At 68.6% G+C, this 13678-nt stretch carries 17 protein-coding genes; 8 read left to right on the top strand and 9 right to left on the bottom strand.

Translation table 11 applies throughout. The features are described 5' to 3' along the window. Window positions 1-15: 15 nt before the first annotated feature. The 3 genes from glmM to rplM are packed head-to-tail and all read right to left on the bottom strand — an operon-like array spanning window position 16 to window position 2375. Window positions 16-1362, bottom strand: a complete 1347-nt coding sequence (glmM, locus tag ABD255_RS36100; RefSeq protein ID WP_344221278.1) for a phosphoglucosamine mutase — start codon at window positions 1360-1362, stop codon at window positions 16-18. Between the two features lie 7 nt (window positions 1363-1369). Beyond that, the gene (gene rpsI / locus ABD255_RS36095; protein WP_132190657.1) at window positions 1370-1894 is read right to left on the bottom strand and encodes a 30S ribosomal protein S9; all 525 of its coding nucleotides are present in this window, start codon (window positions 1892-1894) and stop codon (window positions 1370-1372) included. A gap of 37 nt (window positions 1895-1931) precedes the next feature. After that, the gene (rplM, locus tag ABD255_RS36090; RefSeq protein ID WP_344221277.1) at window positions 1932-2375 is read right to left on the bottom strand and encodes a 50S ribosomal protein L13; all 444 of its coding nucleotides are present in this window, start codon (window positions 2373-2375) and stop codon (window positions 1932-1934) included. A gap of 279 nt (window positions 2376-2654) precedes the next feature. On the opposite strand from rplM, the gene ABD255_RS36085 reads away from it, so the two are divergent. After that, window positions 2655-3941 carry a citrate synthase gene (locus ABD255_RS36085; protein WP_344221276.1) on the top strand — a complete coding sequence of 429 codons (1287 nt, stop codon included), beginning with the start codon at window positions 2655-2657 and terminating at the stop codon, window positions 3939-3941. A gap of 217 nt (window positions 3942-4158) precedes the next feature. Beyond that, window positions 4159-4620 carry a DoxX family membrane protein gene (locus tag ABD255_RS36080; protein WP_344221275.1) on the top strand — a complete coding sequence of 154 codons (462 nt, stop codon included), beginning with the start codon at window positions 4159-4161 and terminating at the stop codon, window positions 4618-4620. A gap of 69 nt (window positions 4621-4689) precedes the next feature. Here ABD255_RS36080 and ABD255_RS36075 read toward each other — a convergent pair whose 3' ends face one another. After that, window positions 4690-4869 (bottom strand): nuclear transport factor 2 family protein, encoded by a 180-nt coding sequence (locus ABD255_RS36075; protein ID WP_344221274.1) that lies wholly within the window; start codon window positions 4867-4869, stop codon window positions 4690-4692. 154 nt (window positions 4870-5023) lie between these two features. Here ABD255_RS36075 and ABD255_RS36070 point away from each other — a divergent pair, with 154 nt between their 5' ends. From ABD255_RS36070 to ABD255_RS36055, 4 genes are read left to right on the top strand one after another with little or no spacing between them, the layout of a single operon-like run. Continuing rightward, window positions 5024-5581: a TetR/AcrR family transcriptional regulator gene (locus ABD255_RS36070; RefSeq protein ID WP_344221273.1), complete on the top strand. Its 558-nt coding sequence runs from the start codon at window positions 5024-5026 to the stop codon at window positions 5579-5581. Then, window positions 5578-6600, top strand: a complete 1023-nt coding sequence (locus ABD255_RS36065) for a glycoside hydrolase family 18 protein (RefSeq protein WP_344221272.1) — start codon at window positions 5578-5580, stop codon at window positions 6598-6600. The genes ABD255_RS36070 and ABD255_RS36065 overlap by 4 nt, the downstream gene beginning before the upstream one ends. Window positions 6601-6633: 33 nt before the next feature. Further along, a complete protein-coding gene (locus ABD255_RS36060) occupies window positions 6634-7200 on the top strand; it encodes a CGNR zinc finger domain-containing protein (protein ID WP_344221271.1) in 567 nt (188 codons plus the stop codon). Window positions 7201-7246: 46 nt separating this feature from the next. Further along, complete coding sequence (locus ABD255_RS36055) at window positions 7247-7393, top strand: GNAT family N-acetyltransferase (RefSeq protein WP_344221270.1); 147 nt, start codon at window positions 7247-7249, stop codon at window positions 7391-7393. Between the two features lie 193 nt (window positions 7394-7586). Here the strand turns inward: ABD255_RS36055 and ABD255_RS36050 are convergent, their stop codons facing one another. Continuing rightward, entirely contained in the window at window positions 7587-9269 is a 1683-nt protein-coding gene (locus ABD255_RS36050) for an ABC-F family ATP-binding cassette domain-containing protein (protein WP_344221269.1), read from the bottom strand. An 83-nt stretch (window positions 9270-9352) separates the two neighbouring features. Here ABD255_RS36050 and ABD255_RS36045 point away from each other — a divergent pair, with 83 nt between their 5' ends. Further along, window positions 9353-9784, top strand: a complete 432-nt coding sequence (locus tag ABD255_RS36045) for a hypothetical protein (protein WP_344221268.1) — start codon at window positions 9353-9355, stop codon at window positions 9782-9784. Further along, on the top strand, window positions 9781-10773 hold the full coding sequence (locus ABD255_RS36040; RefSeq protein ID WP_344221267.1) for a hypothetical protein: 993 nt from the start codon (window positions 9781-9783) through the stop codon (window positions 10771-10773). The genes ABD255_RS36045 and ABD255_RS36040 overlap by 4 nt, the downstream gene beginning before the upstream one ends. Here ABD255_RS36040 and ABD255_RS36035 read toward each other — a convergent pair whose 3' ends face one another. The 4 genes from ABD255_RS36035 to truA all read right to left on the bottom strand — a co-directional run bounded on the left by ABD255_RS36035 (window position 10774) and on the right by truA (window position 13643). Further along, window positions 10774-11523, bottom strand: a complete 750-nt coding sequence (locus ABD255_RS36035) for a hypothetical protein (RefSeq protein ID WP_344221266.1) — start codon at window positions 11521-11523, stop codon at window positions 10774-10776. Beyond that, window positions 11516-12049, bottom strand: coding sequence for a SigE family RNA polymerase sigma factor (locus ABD255_RS36030; protein ID WP_344221265.1), 534 nt, complete (start codon window positions 12047-12049; stop codon window positions 11516-11518). The genes ABD255_RS36035 and ABD255_RS36030 overlap by 8 nt, the downstream gene beginning before the upstream one ends. A gap of 4 nt (window positions 12050-12053) precedes the next feature. After that, a complete protein-coding gene (locus ABD255_RS36025) occupies window positions 12054-12674 on the bottom strand; it encodes a class I SAM-dependent methyltransferase (protein WP_344221264.1) in 621 nt (206 codons plus the stop codon). Window positions 12675-12839: 165 nt separating this feature from the next. Beyond that, the gene (gene truA, locus ABD255_RS36020) at window positions 12840-13643 is read right to left on the bottom strand and encodes a tRNA pseudouridine(38-40) synthase TruA (RefSeq protein ID WP_344221263.1); all 804 of its coding nucleotides are present in this window, start codon (window positions 13641-13643) and stop codon (window positions 12840-12842) included. Window positions 13644-13678 lie beyond the last annotated feature (35 nt).

The raw sequence follows: 13678 nt of genomic DNA, 5'->3' as shown, positions 1-13678 counted from the left end.
TTCCGTACTGCGAGGTCAGAGCTTCAGCGAGGTTTCCACGACGGCGGCCAGTTCGTGGGCGACCTCGTGGGCGGTGTCCGAGGACTCGGCCTCGACCATCACCCGCACCAGCGGCTCGGTGCCCGACGGCCTGAGCAGTACGCGGCCGGTCTCGCCCAAGCGGGCAGTGGCGGCAGCGACAGCAGCCTGTACGTCGGCGTCGGTGCCGGCCCGCGTCTTGTCGACGTTCGGGACGTTCACCAGCACCTGCGGCAGCCGGGTCATCACACTGGCCAGGTCGGCCAGCGACTTGCCGGTCTGAGCGATCCGGGCCAGCAGCATCACCGCGGTGAGGGTGCCGTCGCCGGTGGTCGCGTGGTCGGACAGGATCACGTGGCCCGACTGTTCGCCGCCGAGCTTGTGGCCGCCCGCCTTCATCGCCTCCAGCACGTACCGGTCGCCGACCTTGGTCTGCTCGACCGCGATCCGCTCCCGGACCATCGCCTGGACGAAGCCGAGGTTGCTCATCACGGTCGCCACGACGGTGTCGTTGGACAGCCGGCCGGAGTCGCGCATGGCCAGTGCGAGCACGGCCAGGATCTGGTCGCCGTCGACGAGTTCACCGGCGGCGTCCACGGCCAGGCAGCGGTCGGCGTCGCCGTCGAGCGCGATGCCGAGGTCGGCGCCGTGGCCGATCACCTCGCGGCGCAGACCCTCCATGTGGGTCGAGCCGCAGTCGAGGTTGATGTTCAGCCCGTCCGGCGCGGCCGCGTAGGTGATCACCTCGGCGCCGAGCCGGCGCAGTGCCTCGGGGGCGGTCAGCGAGGCCGCGCCGTTGGCGCAGTCGATCACCACCTTGACGCCGTCGAAACGGTTCGGGGCGGACCGGACCAGGTGCGAGACATAGGTCTCGAACCCCTGTCCGTCGTCGAGCACGCGGCCGACCTTGGCGCCGGTCGGGCGCTGCCACTCCTCGCCGACCCGGGCCTCGATCGCGTCCTCGATCACGTCGTCGAGCTTGATCCCGCCACGGGCCAGGAACTTGATGCCGTTGTCCGGCATCGGGTTGTGGCTGGCCGACAGCATCACGCCGAGATCGGAACCGGTCGAGCCGGTCAGGTAGGCGACGGCCGGGGTCGGCAGCACGCCGAGCCGGACGACATCGACGCCGGCGCTGGCCAGACCGGCCACCACGGCTGCTTCCAGAAACTCACCACTGGCTCGTGGATCCCGGCCCACAACGGCGCGTGGCCGGTGCCCTTCGAAGGCACCGGCCTCGCCGAGTACGTGAGCGGCGGCGACCGAGAGGTCGAGCGCCAGCTCCGCGGTCAGGTCCACGTTCGCCAGGCCACGGACTCCGTCCGTGCCGAACAAACGCGACATCAGGTGATCAGCGCTTGCTGTACTGCGGAGCCTTACGGGCCTTCTTGAGACCGGCCTTCTTGCGCTCCTTGATCCGCGCGTCGCGGCTGAGCAGACCGGCCTTCTTCAGACCCGGACGGTTGGCCTCCTCGTCGGCGGCGTTCAGGCAGCGGGCGATGCCCAGCTGCAGCGCACCGGCCTGGCCGGTGATGCCACCGCCGTTGATCCGGGCGATGACGTCGTAGGAGCCCTCGAGACCGGCGACCACGAACGGCTCGTTCACGTGCTGCTGGTGAACCTTGTTCGGGAAGTAGACGTCGATCGGCTTGCCGTTGACGGTGATGTTGCCCGTCCCCGGGATGAGGCGGACGCGAGCGACAGCCTCCTTGCGGCGACCGGTGGCACCGGCCGGGTTGATCACCGCGACGCGGCCGGACTCGGCCCGCTGCTCCGGGCTCGGGTTCGTCTCGGAGGTGTAGGCGACCGGGCCCTCGCTGTCGATGGGGACCTCGGGGTCGAACTCTGCGTCGGTCTCGGTGGTGATGTCGCTCACGCTGGGAATCCTCGTTTACCTGGCTCGTCGATCGCTACTACTGAGCGATCTGGGTGATCTCGAACGGCTTCGGCTGCTGGGCCGTGTGCGGGTGCTCCGGACCGGCGTACACCTTCAGCTTGTTCAGCAGCTTCCGGCTCAGGCGGTTCTTCGGGAGCATGCCCCAGACAGCCTTCTCGACGGCCTTGCGAGGGTCCTTCTCGAGGATCTCGCCGACCGGCGTGGCCGTCAGACCACCCGGGTGACCCGAGTGGCGGTACGCCAGCTTGTCGGTCCGCTTGTTGCCGGACAGGGCGATCTTGGACGCGTTGATGACGACGACGAAGTCACCGCCGTCGATATGCGGGGCGAACGTCGGCTTGTGCTTGCCACGCAGCAGAGTGGCGATCTGGACGGCGAGCCGACCGAGCACGACGTCGGTGGCGTCGATCACATGCCACTCACGGGTGACGTCAGCAGGCTTCGGGCTGTACGTGCGCACGGTCGTTGACCTTCGTTTCTCAGAGAGTTGACAAAACTGGTACGTCGGCGAGCGGCCCGCAAACACACCGGCGAGGACCTGGAACGCACAACAGCAGCCCAGAATACCGGCGCGGGCACCCCGGGGTCAAAGTGAGCCCAGGCAACCAGGAGCCCCCAGCTTGGAAGGAGCTGCGGACCGCACTAGTTTAGCGGTGAAGATTGCAGTCCGATCCGCGTCCCGCCGGCGACGATAACCCTCAATCACCGGGCGATGACGCCAGCTTCCGAAGAGGGCATTGTGACCGAACAGTCGCTCACCGTCCGGGACAACCGGACCGGCAAGGACTACGACCTTGCCATCACCGATGGCACCATCCGTGCCGCAGACCTCAAGCAGATCAGCGCATCCGACGGCGACGGCGGCCTGGCGACCTACGACCCGGGGTTCGTCAACACCGCCTCGACCCGCTCCTCCGTCACCTTCATCGACGGCGACAAGGGCATCCTGGAGTACCGGGGCTACCCGATCGAGCAGCTCGCCGAGCAGTCGAACTACCTCGAGGTCGCGTACCTGCTGGTGAACGGTTCGCTGCCGAACAAGTCCGAGTACGAGGCCTGGGTGCACGACGTGACGTATCACACGTTCGTGCACGAGAACCTGAAGACCTTCATGCAGGGCTTCCGCTACGACGCCCACCCGATGGGCATGCTGCTCGCCTCGGTGGGCGCGCTGTCCACCTTCTACCCCGAGTCGCGCGACATCTTCGACGAGGAGTCGCGGGCGCTGCAGATCCGCCGGCTGATCGCGAAGATGCCGACGCTGGGCGCGTTCTCCTTCCGGCACGCCCAGGGCAAGCCGTACGTGTACCCGGACAACGAGTTGAGCTACGCGGCCAACTTCTTGTCCATGCTGTTCAAGATGAGCGAGCCCAAGTACGCCGCCGACGACCGACTGGTGCGCGCGCTGGAGATCCTGTTCATCCTGCACGCCGACCACGAGCAGAACGCCTCCACCAACGCGGTCCGGGCGATCGGCTCGACCCAGGTCGACCCGTACTCCGCGGTCACCGGCGGCATCGCCGCGCTCTACGGCCCGCTGCACGGCGGCGCCAACGAGGCGGTGCTGAAGATGCTGCGCCGGATCGGCTCGGTCGACAACGTGCCGTCGTTCATCGAGGGCGTGAAGAACGGCGAAGAGCGGCTGATGGGCTTCGGCCACCGGGTCTACAAGAACTACGACCCGCGCGCCAAGATCATCAAGAAGGCCGCCGACGACGTGTTCGAGGTGACGGGCATCAACCCGCTGCTGAAGATCGCCGTCGAACTGGAGAAGATCGCGCTGGAGGACGAGTACTTCGTCTCCCGCAAGCTCTACCCGAACGTCGACTTCTACTCCGGCCTGATCTACGAGGCCCTGCAGTTCCCGCCGGAGATGTTCACCGTGCTGTTCGCCATCCCCCGCACCTCGGGCTGGCTGGCCCAGTGGCTGGAGTCGCTCGGCGACAGCGACCAGAAGATCGCCCGGCCGAAGCAGATCTACACCGGCGCGCGCGGCGTGCAGTACGTCCCGATGGGCGACCGCTGACCGACTGACAAGGCCCCCCGACCTCGCGTCGGGGGGCCTTTGTGCTGCTCCCCGGGGCATCAGGGCAACCCTGAGCAGTACGCCGTACGGGCGAGGCCGGCGTACGGCGTACTACCGCGGCCGGCGTACTGCGAGTGCCGTCGCCGGCCGGACGCGGTGGAGGGGGTGTTCCCGCGAGGCTGAAGAGGTCATCAGTCGCGAACCGGGAGAACCCACCATGAACGCGTTACTTGCCAACAGCAACAAGTTGTCCGGCTGGCTCGGCCGGCACAGCATCGACATCCTCCGGATCAGCCTGGGTCTGGTCTTCCTGGCCTTCGGGGCGCTGAAGTTCTTCCCCGGCGCCAGCCCGGCCGAGGCCCTGGTGATCCGGACCATCGACACACTCACCCTCGGCGTGATCAGCGGTCAGGCGGCTCTGCTGCTGACGGCCGTGCTCGAGTGCTTCATCGGGATCACACTGATCACCGGCAAACTGCTGCGCACCGGGCTGCTGGTGCTGGGGTTCTCGCTGGTCGGCATCATGTCGCCGCTGGTGCTGTTCTTCGGGGATCTGTTCCCGGGGACGCCGACGCTGGAGGCGCAGTACGTGTTCAAGGACATCGTGCTGGCCGCCGCCGGCCTGGTGATCGCCGCCAAGGCACTGGCCGCGTCACCGCTGCGCGGACGTATCGCTTGAGGAGTTGGGAACGGCCCCGGTCCGGCTGCGCTGCCAGGGGACCGGGGCCGTTTTCTGCGCTTCTGCCGACTACGACGCGGCGGGCGGAGCGGCCGGTTCCCGGAGTACCTGGATCAGTTCGTCGAGTTGCCCGCGGGCCTTGGCCATCGCGACGTGGTCGATGTAGTCGCGTGATTCCACGATCAGGCCGTCGCGGACCCGCAGGACGAACACGCAGGGCGCCGTGAACGGCTCCCCCGTCGCGATCACCGTCCCGGCATAGTCGAACTCCGTGCACTAGGCGGAGGAAGGTCTCAGACGGAGTCATGACTCCGAATATATGGAGTCGCCACTCCGTTTACAACCAGATGGGCCCGAGCGGCGTCTCCTAGGCTGTGCGTGCCGACCACCAGCGAGGAGTGCGATGAGGCCGTTGCGAGCCGACGCCCGGGACAACCGGGCCCGGATCCTGACCGCGGCCGAGGAGGTCTTCGGCCAGTCGCCGAACGCCTCGACGGACGAGGTGGCCAAGCTCGCCGACGTGGGCATCGCCACCGTGTTCCGGCACTTCCCGACCAAGGCCGAACTGCTCGAGGCCGTCCTCACCGTGCGGCTCGAGCGCCTCCGCGACCGCGCGATCGAACTGGCCGGCCACGACGATCCGGGCGCGGCGTTCTTCGCGTTCTTCGACCAGGTGGTCGCCGAGGCCGCGTCGAAACTGGCCATCGCGGATGCTCTCGGTGCGGCCGGTTCATCGGCCGGAGCGGACGCCAGGGAGGCTGGAGCCGGCATGCGCGAAGCGTTCGGAAACCTCCTCGCACGCGCCCAGCGAGGTGGCCAGGTGCGCGCTGACGCAGCCTTCCCCGAGGTCTACGCCCTACTGATCGGCGCTTCCCGCGGCGCGACCGCGGCCCGTCTGGAACCGGAGGTCCGCGACCGCATGCTCGCTCTCCTGTACGGCGGCCTACGGACCCGCGCATGAAGAACTGGTCGCGCCGCCGGCGCGCACTGGTCTTCATCCCGTTGACCCTGGTCCTGCTCATCACCATCCCGTACGGCGTACTGGCGCTGTCGTGGCGGGTCGCGTTCACCGGCGACCCGGCCGCGACCGCGACAACGCGCGGGCAGGATGCTCTTTGGCTCGGGCACGCCTGGGTGGACGGACGGAAGTCGGCCTCGGACATCTCGGCCCTGGCCAAGCAACTCGAAGGAACCGGCATCCGGGATCTCTACGTGCACACTGGACCACTGGAGCACGACGGATCGCTGCCATTGGCAACGGTCTCACCGAAGGCGCGCTGGTTCACCGACGCCGTCCACCAGGCGATGCCGAAGATCCGGGTGCAGGCCTGGCTCGGCGATGTCGTGCAGCCGGAGAAGAATCCCGGCATGGATCTGGAGGACGCGGCTGTCCGCGACCGGGTGACCACCGCGTCCGGCCAGGTGCTGGACCAGGGCTTCGACGGGATCCACTTCGACCTGGAACCCGTGCAATCCGGCTCGCAGGGCTTCCTCAGCTTGCTGGACCAGGTCCATGCGATGACCTCGGGCCGGAGCGTCCCGCTGTCCGTCGCCGCCGCGCAGATCAACCCGGCGCCGGGCATGAACGGAGTACTGGTGGCTGTCAGCGGGATGAGCAAGTGGTGGTCGAAGTCGTACTTCGCTGACGTGGCGAGCCGGGTCGAGCAGATCGCCGTGATGTCGTACGACACCTGGACCCCACTGGAGTCCCTGTACGGCGGGTACGTGGCGCAGCAGACCGAGATGGCGTTGGAGGTGACTCCGGCGAAGGTGGATCTACTGATGGGCGTGCCGTTCTACTGGGAGGACAACTTCTCCCACCGCGGCTCGGCCGAGACCGTCGAAGCCGCCGTTCGTGGAGCTCAACTCGGACTGGGTGACTCCGACCGGAGGAACTTCGGCCTGGCCCTCTACGTCGACTTCGCCGCGACCGACGCGAACTGGACCGCCTACCGCGACACCTGGTGCACCAACCTCTGACTGACGGCAAACGCCGGCTGTATCGTCAGCGTCATGGAGTACCCACTGCTGGGGACCGAGCCGCTGGCGGTCGAGTTCGCCAACACCCGGTACGACGAGGGCGGCGTGATCGTGGACTTCCTGGCGTCGCCGGATCTGATGAACGGGTGGTTCGCCGAGTACGCCGGGCTACACGGCGAGAGCCACCCGCGCGTCGTACCGGCCCGCGATCTGGGCCGGCTGCGTGAGCTCCGGGATCAGGTCCGTCAGGTCCTGGCGGCTCTTGCCGACGGCAAGCACCCGGGTGACGAGGCGATCGAGGCCGTCAACGATTGCGCAGCTCAGGCGTACTCCTCGGTCCGGATGGAGTGGCCCGCGGGTGGAACTCCCCGGGTGGCGGCCGACTCGTCGAGCACCGGCACGACCCGGCTGCTGGCCGACCTGGCGTCGGAGACGATCGCGCTCGCGACCGACGGCTCGATCCTGGCCAGATGCGCCGGCGGGGATTGCCGGATGCTCTTTGTCCGGCAGCACGGACGGCGCCGCTTCTGCCATTCCTCCTGCAGCCAGCGCGCCCGGCAAGCGCGCTATCAACGGCGCCTGGCCGCTAAATCTGCTTGACGGTAAATCTATGCTTTTACCGTCAGGTCAGCGAGCAGGAGGAAGCATGGTCTACACGTTCCAGCGCCTGACCCGGGCCGACTTCCCGCTGCTGGCCGGCTGGCTGGCGAATCCGCACGTCGCCCGCTGGTGGAACCACGAGACGACCCCGGAAGCCCTGGAACGGGACTTCGGCAGCTCGGCACCGCGATGATCACTGCGCTGGTAGCGCAGACCTGGACCGACTACAGCGACACCGACACGATCCTGGTCGCCGTCGTCGCCGGCAACAGACCGTCCTGGCGCGCCCTGGAACGCGCCGGCTTCCACCGGGTAGCAGAGGGCCCGATGGAGCCAGACAACCCCATCGACGACCCACTCCACTACCTCTACCGAATCGACAGGCCTCAGCGCGCGCGTTCGACGCGGCCTTCGTCCCAGACTGGGTCTGGGGACTCGTAGACGGAGCCGTCGCTGCCGAAGACCAGGTAGCGGTCGAAGCCGCGGGAGAACCAGCGGTCGTGGGTGACGGCGAGGACCGTGCCGTCGAAGGAGTCGAGGCCCTCTTCCAGGGCCTCGGCTGACTCGACGTCCAGGTTGTCGGTCGGCTCATCGAGCAGCAGCAGGGTCGCTCCGGACAACTCCAGCAGGAGGATCTGGAAGCGGGCCTGCTGACCGCCGGACAGACTGTCGAAGGTCTGCTCGGCCGCATGCGCCAACTCGTACCGGTCGAGCTTGCGGGAGGCCAGTTCACGGCCCATGCCCTCGCGGTGGTCGTCGCCGCGGTGCAGGATCTCCAGCAGGGTCCGGCCGACCAGCTCTGGGTGCTCATGCGTCTGGGCGAACCAGCCCGGCCGAACGCGTGCACCCAGCTTGGCGTTGCCGGTGTGCGCGACAGGCGGGATCGGCACCTCACCGATCGGCTGGTGCTCGATGTCCGGATCGGTGCCTCCGTTGGCCAGCAGGCGGAGGAAGTGCGACTTGCCCGAGCCGTTCGAGCCGAGGACGGCCACGCGTTCGCCGTACCAGACCTCCAGGTCGAACGGCTTCATCAGGCCGGTCAGCTCGACGCCGGTGCAGACGACCGCGCGCTTGCCGGTGCGGCCGCCGGTCAGCCGCATGCTGACCTTCTGCTCGCGCGGGATCGCCTGCGGCGGCCCGATCTCCTCGAACTTGCGCAACCGCGTCTGGGCCGCCTTGTAGCGCGACGCCAGCCCGTCGTTGTACGCCGCCTTCTGCTTGTACATCAACACGAGCGCCTTGAGCTTGGCGTGCTCCTCGTCCCAGCGGCGGCGCAGCTCCTCGAAGCGCTCGAAGCGGTGTGCGCGGGCCTCGTGGTAGGTCTTGAAACCACCGCCGTGCGTCCAGATGGTATTGCCCGCGGCCCCTAGTTCGACGGTGACGATCCGGGTCGCGGTGTTGGCCAGCAACTCGCGGTCGTGGCTGATGTAGAGCACCGTCTTCTGGGTGGCGTTGAGCTGCTCCTCGAGCCACCGCTTGGCCGGTACGTCAAGGTAGTTGTCCGGCTCGTCGAGCATCAGCACCTCGTCCGGCCCGCGCAGCAACGCCTCCAGCACGAGCCGCTTCTGCTCACCGCCCGACAGCGTCTTCACCTCGCGCCACCGGCAGTTGTCGAACGGGATGCCGAGGGCAGCGGTGGTACAGACGTCCCACAGCACCTCGGCGTCGTACCCGCCGACCTCGCCCCAGTCCGACACCGCCTGGGCGTAGCGCAACTGGGTCTTCTCGTCGTCGGCCTCCATCATCGCCAACTCGGCTTCGTCGAGCTTGCGAGCGGCCGTCTGGATCCGCTCCGGCGCGACCCCGAGGAGCAGGTCGCGGACGGTCGACTCGTCCCGCACCGACCCGACGAACTGCCGCATCACGCCCAGCCCACCCGACCGCGCGATGCTGCCACTGTGCGCCTTCAGGTCCCCCGCGATGATCCTGGTCAGCGTCGTCTTCCCGGACCCGTTCGCCCCCACCAACGCCACCTTGGCGCCGTCCCCGACCCGGAAGGTGATGTCGTCCAGCAACACCCGCCCATCCGGCAACTCGAACCCGATCCCGGCGACCTCCACATGACCCATGGCCCCAGTCTGACGGGACCGCGCCAGGCGAGCGACCGCATTAACGGTAAAGTCCAACCGCCCGACCAGGGAAAGGCCCCGCAGTGACCACCCCGAAGCACCCGCCCACCTGGGAATCAGTAGAGACCGAACTCCGGCGTCTGCTCTACGACCTGCGTGGCGCCGACGCCGCGGTCGTCCAGGTGGAGACCGCTCGCCTCCGCGCGCTGGCGGAGCAGGTCGAGGACGATCGCGACCGGGAACACGCGCTGTTCCGGGCCGGCCAGTTGCCCAGGCTCCTGGCGGGCCCCATCGCGCCGAGCAGTCCGCAGTTCGCGCAGGCACAGGTGCTCTTCGCCCAGGCGATCGGCAGCAGCGCCGAACCCGCCGACGTGCGAATCCCGCACCTCGAGCGGATCATCCAGCAGATCGGTGCCTTGGCCGACGAGTCACCGCCCCGCGAGCGTGGCGCGGTCCGCCGGCTCACCAGCCCGCTGATCGGCCTGATCGACCACCTCGAGAAGCCCACCGAGTGAGCGCCGGCCGACCCGTCCAGCCGCACACCAACGAGTACAAGTGGGTGGCCAACGTCATCCGATCGGTGGAGAAGCTCTCCGGTACTCCGACGCGCTGGAACGGCGAACTGTACGAGGAGACGCGAGCGAAGGCGGCCGGCAGTGCGCTGAACGACGGCGGGATGACCGTCAACGTCGACGAGGTCCTCAAGCCGGTGGCCCTGGCGTACACCGCCGGTCGCCGGCTCACCGAGGACGAGTTGATCGACGTACGGGACGCGGTTCTCACCGTGGTCCACGAGGCCAGGCACCTCACCCACCAACTCGGCGACGAGAGCGCACCAGGGGCGACGCCCGTCTACTCCCCCGACACGCTCGCGCTGGAGGAAGGACTCACCGAGACCTGGACGCATCAGAACGCTGATGCCGTGATCCACGACATCGGGATGGATGCCGTCCAGCCCGGGCTGCTCGGCACCGAGTCGTTCGACAACTACCCGGCCTACACGGCAGCGACCGACGAACTGATTCGCGGTACGGCGGAAGTCAGCGGGCTGTCCCAGGCGCAGGTCGTCGAGGGGCTCGAGCGGGCCGACCGGACTCAGCGCTGGAGTGCCGTCGCCGACCTGGTGATCGACCAGCGGATGGCCGACGTGATGCCGCCTGAGGACCGGGAGGTCGTCAGAGGCCAGTTGGTGCAGGCCATGCGTCCGCACCTCGGCGACGTCGCAGCCGCCCAGGAGAGTGAGATTCAGTCCGATGTGGGCAAGAGCATCGCGGGGCACCAGAGCGCGCAGCGGGCGACCATCGCGTTGAGCACCACAGTGGCCGACATCGAGAACAACTACCGCGACGGGCACCGGCAGCAGGGGGAAGTCGAGCACTTGCGGAAGTTTCTCGGCGGGGAGATGCCACCCAACGCCGGCTTCCGGAGCAGGGGTGACGGTGCGGTGCCGGACAATGTGCGGCACCTGCACGGGGAGCGTGGGCAGGGGCAGGGGCGGGAGTGACTACCAGCCTTCGAGGTGGTCGAGGTAGGTGCCTTCGGTGGGGCGGACGGTGCCCTTCATGAAGAGCTTGAGGGGGGCGGCGTACAGGCCGTAGGTGCGGCTGCCGGTGAAGAAGCCGGCTGAGGCGCAGCCGTCGTAGCCGACCCAGACCTCGCGGATGCCACTGGCGGTGTCGAAGCGCAGGACGATGGCTTCGGAGGGCTTGGCCAGTTCGGGCGCGCACTTGAAGACCGGGAGGTCCGGATTGCGCTCCGGCAGGACCTTGATGGCGTCGACGATCTGCTGGGCTGTGGTCGCGTTGAAGCTCTGCGAGCCGAGCAGCATGGTGTTGTCCGGCAGGACGCGGTACCGGCAGGCCTGAAGCCCGTAGACCGGCATCTCCAGGTCCAGCCCGGTGCCCAGCGGCACTGCCTCATGCCCGCCGGCGGTCAGCACCGGGTGCTGCTCAGGGCACGGCGTGACCGTGGCCGGCACTTCCGGCGCGGCCTCCTTCGCTGATCCTCCGGCCGAACTGCTGCTGTCCTGGGAGGTGGCGATCGGTGAAGGACCGCCGATGGCACCCCAGACGCCACCGATCGAGAAGGCGACCACCACAGCCGCCGCGCCCGCGATGAGTGTCTGCCGCCGCTTCCGGATCCGCCGGCGGGCCTCTGCGGCCAGGCCACGTTCACGCAGGCCTCGGACGGCGTCGGCCTTGGTCTGGAAGGCGTCCGCGATCTTGGGGCCGAGTTCATCTTCCGGCTCAGGCATCCTCGGCTCCTTCCTTGCTCAGCGTGTTCTTCAGGACCGCCAGGGCCCGGTGGACGTGCGATCTTGCCGTCGCCTCCGCGCAGTGCAGCAGTACTGCGATCTCGGCGTACGAGAGTTCCTCGTAGAAGCGCAGCACCACCGCCGCCCGTTGCCGGTCCGGGAGCGTCGCACAGAGCGCCCAGATCGCATCCGCGTCGGCCCGGGCGGTACTGCCGTCCGGTGAGGGCGGCGCCGTCCTGGTGGGCTCCGCGGCCGGCGCCTCCCGCTTGCGGAACCGGCGCCACCAGGAGATGTGCGCGTTGACCACCATCCGCTTCACGTACGCCTCGGGGTCGTCCGCCTGGCTGACCCGGTTCCAGCGCGCACAGGCGGTCGTGAGGGCGTCCTGGACCGCATCCTCGGCCAGGGTGACGTCCCCGGTCAGGATGTAGGCGAACCGCAGCAGCGCGTCCGCCTTCTCGGTCACCCAGAGCTCGAAGTCGATCGCGCCGGTGTGCGCCTCCGATGCCGCCAAGGCTGCCTCCATACCCTCAGGACGGCGCTGGACCCGCGTTCGTTGCAGTGACCCGCAGGACCCGGAAGCCCTTCGCGCTGGCGATCCGCTCGCAGGGGTAACCCTGGTCGGTCAGCCAGCGCTGCAGCGAGTCAGCACCGAGGTTCTTGCCGACGACGAACCATCCCACGCCGTCGGGGGCAAGCCGGGCCAGCCAGTGCAGCAGCATCTTGTGGAGCTCGGGCTTGCCGATGTGGATCGCCGGGTTCGACCAGATCTGGTCGAACCGCAGGTCGGCCGGTACGTCGTCCACCAGCGCCGGGTGGACCCGCTTCGCGACGCCTGCCGCCTTCGCGTTCTCCGCGGTCAGCTCCAGCGCCCTGGTGTTCACGTCGACCGCCCAGATCTGCGCGTCTGGGGCCTCCACCGCCAGCGCGCACGCGATCGGCCCGTAGCCCGTCCCGAGGTCCAGGATCGTCCCGCCTCCGGTCGGCGGGGCAACCTCCCGCAGCAGCACCGAAGTACCGAGGTCGAGGCGGTCCCTGGAGAACACCCCGGTCGCTGTGGTGAAGGTGTACTCCCGCCCCCAGATCCGGGCCTCGACAGTACGCCGTACGTCGGCTGAGGTGGGCTCCGCCGAGAAGTAGTGGTCAGCCACGCCAGTGTCCTCCGTTCGAGCTCTGTGCGTGAGCTCCGGTGTCCAGGTGGGTGCATCGCAAGGCGGAGGGAGCGTTCGATGCCTCTTCCATCGTGCGCTTTCGACAACGCGGCGAGGCGCCCGCCTGGGCGCCGGAGATGGCGTGCGGAGCTCGGACGGCGGACACTAATGCACCTTTCCTCTGACAGCGCGAGCTTCGACAGCTCGTGCGGCCAGGTCTTCGTCTGCTGGGTAACGCACTTCTTCCAGGGTGAGGCCGTGGGCCGGCACCACGAACACCGCCGAGTCACGGACCCTCGCGGCGAGCACCTCAGCCGGCCAGGACACGTCGCGGCGGCCATCGCCGACCGGCAATACCGAGCCGACCAGCGCCCGCACCATCGAGTGGCAGAAGGCATCGGCGATGACCGTCGCCTCGACCAGGCCCGGCCCGGTACGCCGCCAGCTGTACTCCAGCAGCGCCCGGACCGTGGTCGCCCCCTCGCGGCGCCTGCAGAAGGCGGCGAAGTCGTGCTCGCCGAGCAGACGCTGGGAGGCCTCGTTCATCCGGTCCACGTCGAGCGGCTGGAGCACCCGCAGTACGTGGTTCCTGGTCAGCGGGTCCCGGGCGGCCGGGTCGTCGCAGATCCGGTAGACGTAGCGCCGTGACAGGGCCGAGAAGCGGGCGTCGAAGCCCTCTGCAGCCTCGGCGGCTCCGCTCACCCAGACATCATCCGGCAGTACTCCGTTGAGGCGGTGCACGAGGTTCCGGGCGACCAGGCCCTCGGGCAACCAGACGTGAACCACCTGGCCCCTGGCGTGGACGCCGGTGTCGGTCCTGCCTGCGCAGGTCACCGCCGGGGGTTCCGGCTGCCGCAGTACGGTGCCGAGGGCCTGCTCCAGCACCCCCTGCACGGTCCTGAGGCCCCCTTGACGGGCCCAGCCGTGGAAATCGGTGCCGTCATACCTGAGATCGATCCGCCAACGCACAGGGCAATCTAACGCAGCGGCGCCCCTCCGCTCGA

The sequence above is a fragment of the Kribbella sancticallisti genome (assembly GCF_039530625.1).
In the GTDB taxonomy this organism is placed as follows: Bacteria; Actinomycetota; Actinomycetes; order Propionibacteriales; family Kribbellaceae; genus Kribbella; species Kribbella sancticallisti.
Note: the sequence above shows the minus strand (reverse complement) of the source record. Positions and strands in the feature narration are given on the sequence as shown.